The sequence below is a fragment of the Luteolibacter algae genome, from assembly GCF_042683045.1.
Classification (GTDB): Bacteria; Verrucomicrobiota; Verrucomicrobiia; order Verrucomicrobiales; family Akkermansiaceae; genus Luteolibacter; species Luteolibacter algae.
In genome coordinates this window covers 213,355-230,624 of sequence record NZ_JBHUIT010000001.1, presented here as the reverse complement: position 1 = coordinate 230,624, position 17,270 = coordinate 213,355, and the positions used below count along the sequence as shown (strand labels likewise).

Sequence of the window (17,270 nt, the reverse complement as noted above, 5' to 3'; positions counted from 1 at the left end):
AGTGGTTGATTCTAGGTGAGATTTTCTAAAAAATTAAGCAACTCGATCGATCGCGATTTCCTCGACGATGTTGTTTGGAACTTGTTCGAAATGGGACGGAGTCATCGCATAAGAAGCGCGACCTGATGAAAGTGTGCGAACTGCGGTGGAGTAGCCGAACATTTCCTTGAGGGGGACATTTGCCCGCACCATGGAGAAAGCCCCCTTGGATTCCATGCTTTGGATTTGCCCGCGGCGACGGTTGAGATCTCCCATGACATCGCCTTGATATTCCTCCGGCGTTGAGACCTCCACGGCCATGATTGGCTCAAGAAGGATGGATCCGGCGTTTTTGAGAGCATCCCGCATCGCGAAGATAGCTGCCATCGCAAAGGCGTTTTCATTGGAGTCCACCTCGTGGGAAGAGCCGTCGAGAATATCGACATGGATATCGATGACAGGATAGCCCGCGACAACACCGTTGGTGGTCGATTCACGGCATCCCTTGATGACAGCGTTGATGAATTCCTTGGGAATCGAACCGCCGACGGTTTTATTCTCTACCGTGATTCCTTTTCCAGCCTCGTTAGGCTGAACTGAGAGAACAACGTGTCCATATTGACCACGACCTCCCGATTGTTTGACCAACTTACCTTCGCCCTTCGCCGATTTGGTAATAGTCTCACGGTAGGTAATTTGCGGAGCGCCGGTATTGGCGTCTACCTTGAATTCACGCTTGATACGGTCCACGATGATCTCCAAATGGAGCTCACCCATCCCTGAAATAATGGTTTGGCCGGTTTCTTCGTCCGTTTTCACCATAAATGTGGGATCTTCTTCCGAAAGGCGAGCCAACGCCAGGGCGAGTTTCTCCTGATCTACTTTGGTGCGAGGCTCAACCGCCATTGATATTACCGGCTCGGGAAAAGTCGGAGGCTCCAACACTACGTCGTAACCTTCCGATGCAAGCGTGTCGCCGGTGGTGGCGTTTTTCAGGCCAACCATTGCCGCGATATCTCCTGCGAAACAGGCATCAATATCTTTATGTTCATCAGCCTGGATACGGATCAAGCGACCTACACGCTCTGATTTGCGGGTGCGGGGATTGTAAACGGTATCCCCCTTACGGATGACTCCCGAATACACGCGGAAGAAAACCAACTTCCCGACGTATTTATCCGCCCAGAGTTTGAATGCCAGGGCGGCGAATTTCGCATGATCCGTTGTTGGAATTTCGATCTCCAACTCCTCATTTTCAGGATCCATCCCGATTGCTGATGGAATATCGAGCGGTGATGGCAGGTAATCGATTACAGCGTCGAGAAGATATTGAACTCCCTTGTTCTTAAAAGCAGAGCCACCGGCAACGGGGACAAGCTTATTCGCAATCGTCGCGCGGCGAATCCCTTGCTTGAGTTCCTCATGGGAGATTTCTTCCTCATTGAGAAACTTTTCACCGACTGCGTCATCGATATCGGCAACGGCATTCAGAAGCTCGTCATATGCGGCTTTTCCGATATCTGCAAGATCACCCTCAAGCTCTTTCACCGTGAAGGTTGAGCCAAATGTATCGTCATCAGAGAAATACACCGCTTTTTGGTTCACCACGTCAATTTGACCGATGAGCGCATCCTCCGAACCGATCGGAATAAGGATACTAGCAGCGTTTGCTCCTAGTTTTTCACGGACTTCAGCAACAACGTTACCAAAGTCAGCACCCACACGGTCCATCTTATTGACGAAAACCAAACGTGGAACGTTATATTTTGTAGCTTGACGCCAAACTGTTTCAGTCTGCGGCTGCACTCCGGCAACCGCATCAAAAACAACGATTGCACCATCCAGAACCCTCAAGGAACGCTCAACCTCTGCAGTAAAGTCAACGTGACCTGGGGTATCGATGATGTTGATACGTTGTTTCTCTTCCGGGAAGAGTTTAACACTCCCCTCCTCCGTGCGCTGCCACCATTCAGTAGTAACAGCTGCGGAAGTAATGGTGATACCTCTCTCACGCTCCTGCTCCATCCAATCGGTGGTGGCGGCACCATCGTGGACCTCACCAATCTTATGAATCATACCAGTATAGAAAAGAATCCGCTCGGTGAGAGTGGTCTTTCCCGCGTCAATATGCGCGGCGATCCCGATATTACGGGTCCGCTCGAGCGAATATGGACGTTCTGGACTATTAGGATTCACAACAATTGGCGATTAGATCGCAGGAGAGATTTTCGATAGAGGAATATTAGAAGCGGAAGTGAGCAAACGCGCGGTTTGCCTGAGCCATCTTGTGAACATCGTCACGCTTACGGACAGCCGCACCCTGATTATTGGCAGCGTCTTTGATTTCATTCGCGAGAGCTACATGCATCGGAGTGCCTTTGCGGCCACGTGCGTAGTTTACGAGCCAGCGCATCGCGAGGGACTCGGAACGCTCCGGATCAACTTCGAGAGGAACCTGGTAGGTAGCACCACCAACACGGCGGGATTTAACCTCAACGCGCGGCTTGGAATTCTCAACCGCACGGGTGATAACTTCCAGAGGATCCACAGTATCAGTCCCTTCGTTCGCACGATCGATTGCAGCATATACAATGCGCTGAGCGAGTGAACGCTTACCGTCTTGCATCACCTTGGTGATAAGGTGACCGACAACAGCACTGTCGTAACGTGGATCGCGACGATCCGGCTTGGTGAAAATTCTTTTGCGACGTGGCATAACTTTTAGAGATAAGTGTTACGGAAAATTAATTACTTCTTGGCTTCCTTCGGACGCTTCGCGCCGTATTTGGAGCGAGCCTGACGACGCTTATCAACTCCGAGAGTATCGAGCGAGCCACGGACAATGTGATAACGAACACCTGGAAGGTCCTTTACCCGACCACCACGAACAAGAACAATGGAGTGCTCCTGAAGGTTGTGACCCTCACCACCGATATAGGCGATAACTTCGAAACCGTTGGTGAGACGCACCTTAGCGACCTTACGGAGAGCGGAGTTCGGCTTCTTTGGCGTCCGGGTCATTACCTGGAGACAAACACCGCGGCGCTGCGGGCAGTTTACGAGAGCAGGCGATTTCGACTTCTCGACTGGAACGTGGCGTCCTTTGCGAACGAGCTGATTAATGGTCGGCATGATTTCCTTCGTGTTTCTGGATTTGTCTTAAAAAAGTTGTTGGGACAAACCGGCACGAAGACGGGGCTTTCAAAAACCCGTATTCGCTTTTTTCCGGAGCGCACCCGATAATATCCCCTGTTTTCAGCGTGAACCTTTTCGTTAAATTCGGTCAGCCTTGTTGTGGGGGGCGGGACTTTATTCTTTTCGCCCGATCTGACAAGTCCTTTTTGGCTTTTTTTTGAAAAAACTCCTTGGAACACTTCGAATCCTTCTGGGATAAAGGTTCCAATCAGGTCAGGGACTGTAGGTCTTTGGGGGAGATCACCTTGGAATCCGGCGACTCTCTGATAAAAACAGGTTTTTATACCCTGTGTGGAATGCACTTCCAGGACAAACAACTAGATCTGGTAAAACTTGTACAGCAGAATTTTCAAATAATTCACCTATCCCCCGGACTCCAAATAGACGCTATGCAAGTCATGACAAGAAGTGGATCACTTGGAAAGCATACGCAACAAATACGCGCAATATGCAGCTATCACAATACTCAGACGATCAACACCCCAAACAGCGGGGATCATTGAAACGAAATCTGGTGGCAAAGGGCGGATTTGAACCGCCGACCAAAGGCTTATGAGTCCTCTGCTCTACCACTGAGCTACTCTGCCAAGATTCCGGATACGCCAACAAGTGGCGGGGCGAAGGACTTGCCTCAATCCAAGTGAATTGTCAATCAGAAGAAATCACCTTTTCGAAAAAAATTCATCCCTCATCCGGTGGCGTGAGCACAACCACCCTTTCTATACCGTTCCGGCTGAACTCTTCCCAATAGCGTTTCTCCCAACCGATGGTCTTCTCGCGGCGCTGCTCTTCGGTCATGCATTCCCACGCTTTTTGCCCTATGGAGCGTGCCAAATCCCTGTCCGCCAGACGCACCGTCAGCTCATCCCAAAAGCTTTCATTGCGGAACTCCTCGTAACATTCATGATAGAATGTCTTTTCTTCAAGATCCCGTCTGACCCGGAAGCGCTGGGTCTCCTCATCAAATTCGATCATACTCGCCAGGCCATTATTGGCTGCCTTTTCGAGCATCTTACTCTCAAAGCTCTCATATTCCGCCAATTTCTGATCAGCGGATTCCTGCTGATTCCAGGATGCGACATTCGCTGCCAGGCTCAGCATCTCCACAAGCGTGACCAGTTCCTGTTCGGTAAATCTTATGTGCATTCGCCCGCAGAGAAGCACTGTTGGAATTTTCTGGCAAGTCCCCTTACCACCAGGTGGTGCAGGACTTACCCCAAGGTGAGAAAGAGCCGTCTTACACGTCTTCCCGCAGGCCGCTGAGAGCAGCCAGCAAAACCTCATATTCTTCGCAGCATTCCGCACAGATGGAAATATGATGCTCCACAGCCTTCAATGCATCCGGCACAGGCCGGTTGAGGAGCTCGTTTTCTGCAAAGACAGCGATACTCTCCAAGCATTCATCACAAGTGCGCTCTTCTTCACGCGTATTTCCTATCAGCTTCACCAAGCCATTGATTTGATCAGAGGAAAGATTCATTGGAGAAAATGTCTGGAGGTTTCCGAATAGAGCTCTGCGATATCCTGCCTGCCATATCCATGGGCTTCCAGTGCCCGCTTGAGCGACTTCCGGGCATCGTGAAAAAGTTTGTAAACCGCATTGCGATTGCTTCCTAGTATTTTAACGATCTGGTCTTGTGGCACTTCCGCCAGTTCCATTAAAAGCACATCACGCTGGCGCGGAGTAAGTTCGGTCCGGATGAGCCTCAACATCACCTCCTCAATTTGCGACCGCGCATTGGTTTCGACGGGTTGGGGAGAATGATCGACCTCCCCTGGAAGATTCCCGTTTCCATTTCTCAGCTCCTCCAATGAGATTTGCTTCCATTCTTTGCGACGCAATTGGGTAAACGCAGTCCGGATCGCAATCGTGATCGCCCAAGAGCTGAACTGACTCAATCCTTTGAAACTATCGAGTTTATCAAGAATTTTCAACAAGGCCATTTGCGTCACATCCTCAATAAAAGCGTGATCGGCTCCCGCTCTCCCGGACAATCCTGAATGCAAGGCTTTCATCAGCAGTGCCCGCAGCTCCACGATGGCAGTCTCCCGGTCGGGGGAATCAGCCGCCAAACGCTCTTCCAATCGCAAATTTCCTATATTCATCGTGTCGTGGAAATACCTCATTGAGGCTGCGCGGACATATTCTACCGCAGACCACAATGAGGCAGTTTACAGATCGCTCCGGTTTCAGCCGGACTGCATCAAACAAGGAATGTCTATTTCCATCTCCTAGAAATTCCCAGTCTTGAACGCAGAAAAATCTGCAATCTTATTCCGCAATCACTTTTGGCCAGTTCTCTCCGGCCTTCGCTATATTCCCTGCGAAATCCTTATTGAACTCCTTCAGGATCTCTGGATTCAGATTGAGGTAGAGCTTCCCGTCCCGAACTTGCCAAGTCTCGATATCAACAGGGAAAACCGCCCCGACAGCCACACCATAGGCGCAATAGCCTCCGAATTGGGGCACATACTTCTCCGGATGCGCCACGAACGCCTTTTTGTCCGCCTCACTTGCAAAAAGATAGGTGGCGCCCTCGTGCTTTGCCGAGATCGACGGATTGCCATGAACCGCCTTTTTCTCTGTAAAAAACGCGACCGGATCGTAGCCATTCAGCGCAATCCCGCTGGCACCTGATACATTGACTTTTTCTCCAGCATGCGCTGTTGCGGCGAGAATGAGGGCGGCTGCCATTGCTTTTAATAATGTTTTCATATCTTTATCTTTTGTTTTCCACCGGATGATTTGTTGCCCGGTAATCGTAAGAGCTCCCCACCGAAGATTTTCTTACCCACAAATTTCAAAAAAACATCCGGCCAAACTTTGTGAAAAAATTCACAAGCTCAGTTTGCCCTTATTCTAAAAGAGTGGCATGGTTGCCAGCATGCCTCACAAGGATAGTATTCCACGGAAGTTATTGATCATCGGTGGCGGCTTCGCCGGGCTTGAGTGCGCGCGAAGGCTGGCAAATGACACACGTTTCGAGATCACTTTGCTCGATAGAACTAACCATCACCTTTTCCAGCCTTTACTCTATCAGGTGGCAACCGCCTCGCTGGCGGCACCGGATATCGCCCGATCCATCCGCCAAATCCTGGCCCACGCCCGCAATGTCACAGTGCTTATGGATGAAGTGACATTCATTTCACCGGAACAGAAAACCGTTACAGGCGCTTCCGGAAAGATATATCATTTCGATTACATGATGCTTGCCGCCGGTGCAAAAACCGGGTTTTTCGGAAACGATCAATGGGAGGAAAACTCTCTTGGCCTGAAATCCCTGGCAGATGCACAGGATATCCGGAGGAAAATACTTGCCAATCTGGAGCGTGCCGAGCTCACCACGGACTATGCGGAGCGTGAGCGCCTGATGACAGTGGCGATCGTCGGCGGTGGCCCTACTGGTGTGGAGCTTGCCGGAGCATGTGCGGACTTGATCCACCGCTCTCTGAAAAGCAATTTCCGCCGTATTGATACATCCAAACTGAGGGTGATCCTGATCGAAAATTCCCCGGAAATCTTGGAGCATTATGATCTGGAACAATCCCAATATGCGAAGATGCGCCTTACGAAGCTGGGCGTGGAGGTTCGCAACCAAATGCGTGTCACAGATGTCTTGAAAGGTCGGTTGAACTTCCAGGACGGCACACATCTCGAGGCGGAAGCCATCGTATGGGCAGCCGGCATTGCAGCGACCCCGCTGACAAAATATCTGGGTGTGGAGACGGACAGAGCCGGGCGGGTAACTCCCGGACTGGACCTTTCACTCCCGAATAATCGGGATATTTTTGTCGTGGGAGATCTCACCAACATGCGTGACAAAAACGATATATTCGTTCCGGGTGTCGCTCCCGCGGCAGTTCAAATGGGCAAGCACGTGGCAGATGTGCTCAAGGAGGAGCTGCGGCTGGAGAAAACAAAATTCGCCGATCGGAAGCACGATCTCCGCCCGCTTTTCAAATACAACGATAAGGGCATGATGGCCATCATCGGCAAAAATGCCGCTGTTCTCAAAGCGGGGAACTTGCGAATGAACGGTTATTTCGCATGGGTGGCGTGGTTACTGGTCCACATACTCTTCCTGATTGGCTTCCGGAACAAGCTTGCGGTGCTGCTGGGCTGGGCATTTTCCTACATCAGCAACAAGCCACAGGCCCGGATCATCGTTCACCCGCCGGGCTTCACCACAGACAAGCCCCAGCATGAATAGCCGGTGGAGTTTTGCTCTTTCTGAAACGCTCAATCCAATGGAGATTGGGCGTTTACCCGATGCAAAAAGCTCGCAAGCGCTTTGTTGGAAAGGCCGTAGTTTTCCGCAAAAGCTTTTGATGCCTGTGGTTCTTTCCTAGCCCACGAAACCAGCGCATCAGTGATCACGCGCTCGCGCTTCGTAGGGTCCGTAATTTCCTTGCTGGCCATATCCACGAGATCCAAGGGCTTCTCGATACCACTTGCTGTCGCTCTCACATACGCGGCAACCGCTGCATCTTTCGATGCTCCTTTATTCTGCTCCAGCACCCAACCGCGTGCCATTTTGACATCCTCGCCAACCCATTTTGTCAGCAAAGGTGCCATCAGGAAATTTTGCTCCTCCACGCTTGTCCCCCTTACCATCCACTCTGCGGCTGCCTGAGGGTCCTTATCTCCCCAAGATCTGATGATATCCCCGATCACTTGATCCCGGTTTCCCGAAATGTATTTCAAGTATCCCGAAGCCACCGCGGGGTCACTTTGTGCCATGCCGCGGATGATGAGCGGAAGAACCAGCGGATGCTCATGCTCATCGAGCGAATTCACCCAATCAATCGCTCCGGCAATATCGGTTTCCGACCATGTGCTGGCAATAGCTTTGAGCGCGTGCTCTTTCTCACCTTCCGAAAGTCCCTCCAGCATTGCGAGCGCAGCTTGCGGTGAAGATTCAGTCTGAAGCTTGAAAATTCCGCTGATCGCTTCACCTTGATCCGCTAGATCGCCCAGTTCTTTAGCCCAACGCAATGCTCCGGCGGGATCTATCCCAGCCAAGGCCATCGCCACTGTCTCGGAGCCGCTGACTTGATCCCAGGGATTGAGGTAATTCCGATTGAACAATGTCAGCTCATTTTTCTTGTAAAAATCCGCAGCCTCCAGCGGGGACTTTTCGGTCCAGGCCGCCAGAACCATGGCTATGAGACTTTCCTTCGAAGCTTTAAAATCGCTGGCGGCCAGCAAAGCAGCTGCTGGATCAATCTCCGCCAAGGCGGCAAAGAGCGCAGGAGCAAACATGGCTTGCTCTGCCAAAGACATTTTTCCAAGCGCCTTTGCTTCACGTCGCAATTCGGCCGACGGCAGTCCCTGGTATTGTTGCAAGCGCTCGCTCATCAAATTACCAGCACCGGAAAGCTTTTTATGGCTCATCGCATCGGCTCGCGATGGAGTGCGGTGGTTGCCGGAGCCTGCACCCTGTCCATCGACCAAGCCAGCGACCAAAAGCCCGACTTGATCCGCAGCAGTTTGTTTTCCCAGAAAGAAACCGGTGCCACCGACGAGTAAAAGTGTTGAAATTTGCAATAAGGTTTGGGTCTTCATCATAGAGAATCTGGAGAAAGCTAATGGAAGCAGCCACACCGTCGAAGGATGTGGCTGCCTATGTGGAATCACGCCCTTTTAAAGCGACGGACGATTCTTTTTAGAATTCGGATGATTGTAATCCTCTGTGGAAATCGGAGGATTTACAAAGCCCGGCGAAGCTGTGATCTTCCAGGTGATCAGCTGGTTCGCATCCCCATGATTTCCAAAGGTTGCAATTGATGGCCCGCTGTATCCTTCGATTTCGTTCCCATCCCGGAACACCTTGAGGAGCTCGGATTCGGGATAGAAATCTAGGTGTGCATAACGTGTCGGCACACCGGAACCACGGTAGACCGCATGAGCGTTACCGATGCTCACTTTTCCGAAGTTACCCGTGCCTAGATTGTAGTCCGCAATTTGCTGGGCTGTGTATTTCCACGTTCCACCTTTCTCCAGGCTTACCGCGAATTCGCTTCCCACGGCATCGATGAAATTCAGGAAAACATCGCCATTGGATCTGGTATGCGGCTGCATCATCACCGCCGCCTGCCCGTCCTCGGACGTGATATTGGTCGCCTTGATATTGAAAACCCCTCCTTCTTTCGCCAAATTCATCAGAGTCCAGCCAGTTTCCAATCGCACAGGCACGCCACCATGACCTTCCAGATTAAAGAAGTAACTGTCACTCGCAGCCTGGGCCTGGATGATTCCATATCCATAATGCTCCTTATTTAAGCATGAGATGTTACTAATCGTCAGATTTTTCGGAGTTTCATTTCTTACGCGATCCCAGGTCAGCTCAAAGCTGCTATAGATCGTTTCGAATGGATCTTCGATATCAACATTTGTGACCATCATATTGTTCACGCCGGTTGCGTAAACGAACCGGGCGGAATTGTAATCGGGTATTTTGACAGTAAACCGCCCCCCGATGCCACGAATACTGGTATTTCTTATCCCGCCGGTGAAATTGAACATACTTGTCTCACTATGCAGCGTCAGCGTTGCATTCTTGTGAATTTTCAAATGAACATTCGACTTCATGGAAACTGCGGAAAGCCTGTAATCTCCGTTCGGCACCCACACCACGCCACCACCGGCAGCCGCGACGTCATCAATCGCGTTACGAAATGCGGCGGAGTCATCCCAGCCAATCGTTTCGTAACCCACGCTCCCTAGATTTATGGTTTCAGGAGGATTCGTGTAGCTTGCAGGCTCACTATATGCAGCCAATACCGGCTGAGCAATCATACATGAAATAACAGCAGTAACACTTAAAACACTAACATCAGATTTAATAATTTTCATAATTCAAATAATAGATTCACACGCATATCCAAAATAAATCTTCTCGGTCCTAAAAATCAGAGAAATCTCCGATCTCACAACAAGAAGACTCCAGGGATAACTCATAGAGATAAATCATATCTCTCTAATAACATGGCCGCAGCCGAAACGCTCCGAGCGACGGACGCGAGGCACGCCCGCCGCTATATCAGACTCAGAGCGAAGGACGCTTTTTATCTGCCGAGGAATGATTGTATTCATCATCCTCGTCCGAGATAAGCGGATTCACATAGCCTCCTGTTCCTGAAATATTCCAGGTAGTCAGCGAGCTGCTATCTCCGTAATTTCCAACAACCGCGATCGATGGACCGCTGTGTCCGGATATTTTACCAGGATCCCGGAAGACCTTCTGGAGCTCGGAAGGCGTGTAATTATCCAAACGTGAATAGCGGGTCGGAACTCCGCTGGAGTGATAGGCACCATGGGCATTTCCCACACTGATCATACCAAAGGTCCCGGTGGCCAGACCGTAATCCTGCACTTCCTGAGCACTATACTTCCATGTTCCTCCCTTTTCGAGAACCACAGTGAATTCGCTCCCGACGGAATTCACGTGATTGATGAACACATCTCCATTGGTAATGGTGTGGGGCTGCATCATCACCGCAGCCTGGCCATCTTTGGAAGTGATATTTGTTGCTTTGATATTAAACACGCCTCCCCTTTTGGCGAGATTCATTAGCTTCCAGCCCGTCTCCAGCCGCACGGGAACTCCACCGTGACCTTCTAGGTTTGTGAAAAACGAATCACTCGCAGCCTGTGCCTGGATAATCCCGTAACCGTAGTGTTCCTTATTCAGGCAGGAGATATTCCTAACAGTGACATTGCTGGGGGTCTCGTCACGTATCCGATCCCATCCGAGACTGATACTGCTATAAACTGTTTCGTGAGGATCCTCGATGTCGATATTTGCTACCAGCATATTATCTACGCCGTTTCCAGTAATAAAGCGGGATGTATCGAAGTTCCCCATGTTCACGGTGAATCGGCCGCCGGCACCTCGGATGCTGACATTTTCAATTCCCCCGCCGAACCAGAACATCAGCCCTTCCGCTTGCATTCTCAGAATGGAACCAGTCCTGATCCGTAGATGGACGTTCGATTTCATTTCCACTCCGACCAGGCTATAATCTCCTTCCGGCACCCAGACAATCCCGCCGCCCGCAGCGGCGACATCGTTTATCGCATCGGAAAAAGCCGCGGAATCGTCCGCGCCGGTAGTTTCGTATCCCGGCGAACCGAGAGTGATCGTTGTAGGAGCATTCGTGTAGCTCGCCGGTTCACTATATGCAGCGCGTGCCACATGATTGGTTAGTGATAGCGCAGCCAAAACCAATGCTGTATTCAGCGGTTTTTTGATTCTTTTCATATTTGGGTTTTTGATTTCAATAGAGCATTCCAGATTTACCCGAATCCCTATTGAAACGAATATGAACACTTCCAACAGATTTAACTCAAGAAATATAACGACCAAAATTTCGTTACAAAAAATACACATTTCCGCATCACCCCCCCCCCTCACTGGCTACCCGCGAATAGCAAGGCACCCGGCTGCCTCCAGAAAATACCTAAGTTCCTTTATATCAAACTGTCGGCAATCTAATGGATCAATCACAGGCCGTTGCAAATCGATGATTCGGCCGGAGAATCCACCTCTTCTAGAAGCGCATCAAGCACATCGCCCGAAAGAAATTTCCGTAAACATCTGTAGTTCATTATCTTTCTGGAGCATCACGGTTTCAGAATCTGGAAATAGCTCAATATAGCCTGCCCGTCCTACACCGCTTGCCCCCCCGTAAATATACCGACTAAATATAATATGCATAAAAAAAACTTCTCCCTTCTACGCATAGCGCGCTACTCGATCGCACTAATCGGCCTAGCATATTCCGAAGTCACCATCATTTACAAAGATAACGTGCTATCATTACAGAACGATGTCATCCAACGTCAAATATCTCTCAATAAAGATGGCAGTCTTACAACCAATAGCTTCCGTTTACTTGGGAAGGACCGGGAGTTCGTTTCCAAATCGGATGAGTTTTCCTTTCTCCTGAATGACATGCCAATCACCGGCATGAGTGGTTGGGAATACGTTTCCCACCAACCGGTAAAAGACGGGATCCAACTGAATTTGAAATCGAAAAATAACCCCGGCCTGGAGATTGGTATCACCTACCTGATTTATGAGGAATCCCCGATCATCAGGAAAAAGATCGAATTTTTCAACAGAGGTAATTCCGAGCTCAAAATCGAATCTCTTGATATTGAACGACTGAAGTTTATCGGTGGTGGAGTCGGGACGGATTGTTGGGTGATGAACGATTATGCCCGACAAAAGCACCTGGGACAGTTTATCGGAGAATGGCACGATCCTGTAATGGTGGTGCACCATCATACATCACGAAGAGGCATCTTCGTAGGAAATGAGGCACCGGGGGTAATGAAACGAACTTCAGCCTTCCAGCAGCCAAGTCTGATCACCTCCGGCTTAACCCACATCGATCAAACCTTTGGCTTCCGCCAATGGATAAAACCGGATGAAAACTGGGAAAGCACTTGGGTATTTTCCGGTCTCTATTCGGATAGTGATGAGCCGATGAGCTGCGTGAACACCTCAATCAATAATTTCGTAAGGAATCATATGGGGTGCCGCATTTTCAAAGTCGACCAAAAACCTGTTTTCATATATAATACATGGGAGCCATTTAAGCATAACATCAATGAAAAGATGATCTATGAATTGGTGGACGCCTGCGCCGACATAGGAATAGAAGAATTCATTATTGATGATGGCTGGCAAGACTCCTATGGCGACTGGGGAGTCGATAAGGAAAAGTTTCCAAACGGACTGAAACCCGTTTTCGACTACATAAAATCGAAGGGTATGAAACCCGGAGTGTGGATCAGCCTATGTTCTTCGGAAACGAAAAGCGAAGTTTACAAAAAGCATCCGGAATGGACCGTGAAAAAGGCGAACGGTGATGATATAAATCTCCATTCCGATGAGGAGCAGCTATACGGCTGGGAATCGAAATCGATGTGTATGACCACCGGCTGGAAGGATTACATCCGGGATGTGATACTCGGCATGGTCAATGACTACGGATTGGAATATATCAAAGGTGACTTTGCTGCAGTAACAGGTGCCTACACTTCCGACAAAACACGCTCCGGCTGTCATTCTCCGCATCATGATCACAAGGACCGTAACGAATCCATGCTGGAGATGTATCAGGCCACCTGGCAGTTGTTTGATGAACTGCATGATGCCGCGCCCAACCTCTTTATCGACTGCACCTTTGAAACAATGGGTGCCCTCCACCTGATCGATTTCGATATGTGCAAGCACGCCGATGGGAACTGGCTTTCCAATTACGTGAACCAATCCCCAAAAGGCGCCCTTAGAGTGCGCAACCTTGCCTGGTCCAGAACACCCACGATACCTGCAGCCTCTCTGGTCATCGGCAATCAGAGTCTCGATGACCCCAATTTCATGTATTCCTTCAAATCCCTCGCCGGATCTTTACCGATTGTTCTGGGAGACCCGCGTAAGCTGACCCCGGAGCAACGCAAGGAGATAAAAGCCACGGCGGATTGGTTGAAGGCGATGCAGAAAAAGCATGATTTTATGACCTTTCGCCAAGATTTATCCGGCTTTGGTGAACCGCAGGTGGGACATTGGGATGGCTTCCAGCGGATAAATACCGAAACAAAATCCGGAGGAATCGTCGGGGTGTTTAAACAGGAATCCCACCAAGCGGAAACGTGGGTGACCGTGGATCATCTGGATCCGGACTCTGACTATGAGGCGATTCTGGCAACTACCGGCGAGATCGTATTTAGAGGAACGGGCGAGCAATTGGCGACCAAAGGTTTCAAAGTATCTTTTCCCGATCGATTTCAGGGAGAACTCTTTGAAATCAATCGTAGATAGCGAATTGGATCCGATTGGCCGATGCGATAGAGCCAATCAGAAACAAACTCCATTTCCCGCTACCGGATACCTTCGCCATAAAATCCGGCGAAAGTATGCGCGGGAAAATCTCGGTTAATTCTCGTCAGGGAGAGATAAAAATGTGGCAGGTTTGATTTTTTTTACAAATAGGTGGCGGTAAGCTCAGTATACCCTTCCCAAGGCTCTCTGGAAAGAACCCGGAATTACTGAAACGTCATGAAATCCCCGCATAATTTAAAATCTCTGTTCCTCTATGGATTCGGCCTGCTAATGGCGGCCATTCCATCTGACCTCGCTACTGCCGGGGAAAAACCCAATATTCTTGTCATTCTTGCAGATGACCTCGGATACGGCGATGTCGGCTTCACAGGAGCCAAGGATATCCGCACGCCGAATTTAGACAAGTTAGCGGCAAACGGCATCAGCTGCACCAATGCCTATGTCACGCATGCCTACTGCGGCCCATCGCGCGCTGGCCTCATTACAGGCCGCTACCAAGCCAGGTTCGGCCTGGAGATCAATCTCACCAATTCTCCATTTGATACCCACAGCGGCCTACCTTTGAGCGAGAAGACCTTCGCCACCCGGCTAAAGAAGGCCAATTACCGCACAGGCATCATCGGCAAATGGCACCTCGGCGCTGCTCCCCCGTTCCACCCGAACGAACGGGGCTTTGATTATTTCTATGGGTTTCTTTCCGGCGGGCATTCCTACTTTCCCAGCAGCGTTACCACTACCCGCCCCCTGACCACTCCTGATGGCGACCCCATCTACACTGCAAACGAAGGCAGCGATCTGCCGCTTTCCCGGAACAACAAAAACGCGGAATTTGAGGAATATCTGACCACCGCCCTCAGCAAGGATGCGGTCAAGTTCGTAAAGAAGGGCACGGAGCCATTTTGTCTTTATCTTGCTTATAACGCACCCCACCAGCCGCTTCAGGCACCTGAAGAGATCATCGCGAAATACTCCCATATCGAAGATAAAAACCGCCGCGTCTATGCCGCGATTATTGATGAAATGGACTGCGGGATCGGCATGATCGTCGCAGCACTGAAGGAATCCGGCAAATTCGAAAACACGCTGATCTTCTTCCTCTCGGACAATGGCGCCTCCATGAAATACGGGAAAACCGACCGCGAAAACTATTCCAGCAGCGGCCCCTTCCGGGATGGCAAAGGCAGCATGCGTGAGGGCGGCTCCCATGTTCCCTATATCGTCCACTGGCCGGCGAAGCTGAAGAATCCGGGAAAATTCGATGGACTGGTATCCTCACTCGATATTGCCGCGACAGCTGTAGCATTGGGTGGAGGTGATACCTCCGGCGAGAAACTGGAAGGAGTGAACCTGATTCCCTACCTCACCGGCGAAACCACAGGCTCACCTCACTCCGCGCTTTTCTGGAGGGAAAACAACGGCAAGGCCTGGGCCGTGCGGACCGAGAACTCCAAGTTCCTCATGCAGAGCAATAAGAAGGAGCTCTACGATATGTCTGCGGATCCATACGAAAAGAATAACATTCTCGAGCAACAGCCGGAACGCCGCGCGGAGCTTGCAAAACTCTGGAACGAGTGGAACGCCGGCAACAAGGCCAACGAATATCTACAAGCGGAAGCCTATCAACGCGCCCGCCTGAAGTTCTACGAAGATCTGCGCAAGCAACAGCTCGAGAAAGCCGCAAAAGTCAAACCTCTGCAAATCGACTAACCACAACCCCCATCACTTACCTCTCCACGCCCGAATACCGATGTCAAAATTCAATTCCATCACAAAGCTAGCACTATCCTTTTTATGTATCGTCAACACCTCTATCGCCGCTGAAAAACCGAATATCCTCGTTATTCTAGCGGACGATCTCGGATATGCCGATCTCGGCTTTACTGGCTCCAAGGAGATTTTCACTCCTAATCTTGATGCGCTCGCCGAGAATGGAATCGTCTGTAAAAACGGTTATGTAACCCACCCGTATTGCGGGCCATCCCGCGCCGGACTTATCACAGGCCGCTATCAGGCACGTTTCGGGCTGGAGATCAATTTGACCAATTCTCCCTTCGATCTGCATAGCGGATTACCCCTCACCGAAAAGACCTTTGCCACCCGTCTGAAAAAGGCTGATTACCATACTGGAATCATCGGAAAATGGCACCTGGGTGGCTCGCCACCCTTCCATCCGAATAATCGTGGTTTCGACTATTTCTACGGATTTCTTTCCGGCGGACATTCCTATTTTCCCGATGGCGTAACCACCAATCACCCGCTCACACTTCCTGACGGAAAACCTCATTACAGCGCAAACGAAGGATGCTTCCAGCCGCTCATGCGCAACAATCAATCAGCTGAGTTCAACGAATACCTGACCACGGCGCTCAGCAAAGACGCCGCCAAATTTGTGAAAGAGGGCACAAACCCTTTCTGCCTCTATCTCGCTTACAATGCCCCCCACCAGCCGCTGGAGGCACCGAAGGCGACGATTGAGAAGTATTCACATATCAAGGACAAGGATCGCAGGGTTTACGCAGCGATGGTCGATGAAATGGACCGTGGAATCGGCTTGGTTGTCGAGGCTCTGAAAGAATCCGGTAAATACGATAACACATTGATCTTCTTTCTCTCGGACAACGGAGGTGCGCGCAAAGAAACCAAAGGCAAAATCAATCAATACACCGACAACGGAAATTTCCGTGATGGCAAAGGCAGCATGCACGAAGGGGGCTCCCACGTGCCCTTCCTGATCCACTGGCCCGCCGGTCTCAAAAATCCCGGCACCTTTGATGGTCTCGTGTCATCACTGGATATTTCAGCTACCGCAGTCGCACTTGCGGATGGCGATAGCTCCGGGCATCCACTCGACGGAAAGAACCTGATTCCCTTTCTTACCCGGGAAACAAAAGGGTCCCCACATGCAGCCCTCTTCTGGCGGACGCAGAATGGCAGCTCATGGGCCGTCAGGACCGAGACGACCAAATACCTTTTGGAAAACCACGGTGCGACAAAGACGGAACTCTACGACATGGAGTCAGACCCATTCGAATCCAAGGATATTGTGGATGAGTCCCCGGAGCGCCGCGCGGAAATGGCAAAACTCTGGAATGAGTGGAACTCCGGAAACATCGCAAACTCCTTCCTGGAATCCGGACAATACCAGAAGAAGCGCCTTCAGATGTATGAGGAACTCCGCAAGGAACTTCTGGAGAAAGCCAAAAAAACCGCTCCTGTCATCATCGAGTAGCCGATTGCTCCCTA

General features: G+C 50.4%; 14 protein-coding genes and 1 tRNA gene. 4 read left to right on the top strand and 11 right to left on the bottom strand.

What is annotated here, in order from left to right:
* Positions 1-33: 33 nt before the first annotated feature.
* The 8 genes from fusA to ACFSSA_RS01045 form a co-directional block, all read right to left on the bottom strand.
* Positions 34-2,181 carry an elongation factor G gene (fusA, locus tag ACFSSA_RS01080; protein ID WP_386817956.1) on the bottom strand — a complete coding sequence of 716 codons (2,148 nt, stop codon included), beginning with the start codon at positions 2,179-2,181 and terminating at the stop codon, positions 34-36.
* A gap of 40 nt (positions 2,182-2,221) precedes the next feature.
* Positions 2,222-2,695 (bottom strand): 30S ribosomal protein S7, encoded by a 474-nt coding sequence (gene rpsG / locus ACFSSA_RS01075; protein WP_386817916.1) that lies wholly within the window; start codon positions 2,693-2,695, stop codon positions 2,222-2,224.
* A gap of 32 nt (positions 2,696-2,727) precedes the next feature.
* Positions 2,728-3,111: a 30S ribosomal protein S12 gene (rpsL, locus tag ACFSSA_RS01070; RefSeq protein ID WP_386817915.1), complete on the bottom strand. Its 384-nt coding sequence runs from the start codon at positions 3,109-3,111 to the stop codon at positions 2,728-2,730.
* A gap of 575 nt (positions 3,112-3,686) precedes the next feature.
* A tRNA-Met gene (locus ACFSSA_RS01065) sits at positions 3,687-3,761 on the bottom strand.
* Positions 3,762-3,855: 94 nt separating this feature from the next.
* Positions 3,856-4,320, bottom strand: coding sequence for a hypothetical protein (locus tag ACFSSA_RS01060; protein ID WP_386817914.1), 465 nt, complete (start codon positions 4,318-4,320; stop codon positions 3,856-3,858).
* Positions 4,321-4,411: 91 nt separating this feature from the next.
* Positions 4,412-4,654 carry a hypothetical protein gene (locus ACFSSA_RS01055; protein ID WP_386817913.1) on the bottom strand — a complete coding sequence of 81 codons (243 nt, stop codon included), beginning with the start codon at positions 4,652-4,654 and terminating at the stop codon, positions 4,412-4,414.
* Positions 4,651-5,280: an RNA polymerase sigma factor gene (locus ACFSSA_RS01050; RefSeq protein ID WP_386817912.1), complete on the bottom strand. Its 630-nt coding sequence runs from the start codon at positions 5,278-5,280 to the stop codon at positions 4,651-4,653. The genes ACFSSA_RS01055 and ACFSSA_RS01050 overlap by 4 nt, the downstream gene beginning before the upstream one ends.
* A 166-nt stretch (positions 5,281-5,446) precedes the next feature.
* Complete coding sequence (locus ACFSSA_RS01045; RefSeq protein ID WP_386817911.1) at positions 5,447-5,890, bottom strand: YHS domain-containing (seleno)protein; 444 nt, start codon at positions 5,888-5,890, stop codon at positions 5,447-5,449.
* 169 nt (positions 5,891-6,059) lie between these two features.
* Here ACFSSA_RS01045 and ACFSSA_RS01040 point away from each other — a divergent pair, with 169 nt between their 5' ends.
* Positions 6,060-7,385 carry an NAD(P)/FAD-dependent oxidoreductase gene (locus tag ACFSSA_RS01040; protein WP_386817910.1) on the top strand — a complete coding sequence of 442 codons (1,326 nt, stop codon included), beginning with the start codon at positions 6,060-6,062 and terminating at the stop codon, positions 7,383-7,385.
* 29 nt (positions 7,386-7,414) lie between these two features.
* Here ACFSSA_RS01040 and ACFSSA_RS01035 read toward each other — a convergent pair whose 3' ends face one another.
* The 3 genes from ACFSSA_RS01035 to ACFSSA_RS01025 all read right to left on the bottom strand — a co-directional run bounded on the left by ACFSSA_RS01035 (position 7,415) and on the right by ACFSSA_RS01025 (position 11,438).
* The gene (locus ACFSSA_RS01035) at positions 7,415-8,743 is read right to left on the bottom strand and encodes a hypothetical protein (RefSeq protein ID WP_386817909.1); all 1,329 of its coding nucleotides are present in this window, start codon (positions 8,741-8,743) and stop codon (positions 7,415-7,417) included.
* 75 nt (positions 8,744-8,818) lie between these two features.
* Entirely contained in the window at positions 8,819-10,030 is a 1,212-nt protein-coding gene (locus ACFSSA_RS01030; protein ID WP_386817908.1) for a glycosyl hydrolase family 28-related protein, read from the bottom strand.
* Between the two features lie 193 nt (positions 10,031-10,223).
* On the bottom strand, positions 10,224-11,438 hold the full coding sequence (locus tag ACFSSA_RS01025; protein ID WP_386817907.1) for a glycoside hydrolase family protein: 1,215 nt from the start codon (positions 11,436-11,438) through the stop codon (positions 10,224-10,226).
* A 450-nt stretch (positions 11,439-11,888) separates the two neighbouring features.
* Between ACFSSA_RS01025 and ACFSSA_RS01020 the strand changes: the two genes are divergently transcribed.
* The 3 genes from ACFSSA_RS01020 to ACFSSA_RS01010 all read left to right on the top strand — a co-directional run bounded on the left by ACFSSA_RS01020 (position 11,889) and on the right by ACFSSA_RS01010 (position 17,256).
* Positions 11,889-14,006 carry a glycoside hydrolase family 36 protein gene (locus tag ACFSSA_RS01020; protein WP_386817906.1) on the top strand — a complete coding sequence of 706 codons (2,118 nt, stop codon included), beginning with the start codon at positions 11,889-11,891 and terminating at the stop codon, positions 14,004-14,006.
* Between the two features lie 237 nt (positions 14,007-14,243).
* Positions 14,244-15,734, top strand: a complete 1,491-nt coding sequence (locus ACFSSA_RS01015) for a sulfatase family protein (RefSeq protein ID WP_386817905.1) — start codon at positions 14,244-14,246, stop codon at positions 15,732-15,734.
* 40 nt (positions 15,735-15,774) lie between these two features.
* Positions 15,775-17,256, top strand: a complete 1,482-nt coding sequence (locus ACFSSA_RS01010; protein WP_386817904.1) for a sulfatase family protein — start codon at positions 15,775-15,777, stop codon at positions 17,254-17,256.
* Positions 17,257-17,270 lie beyond the last annotated feature (14 nt).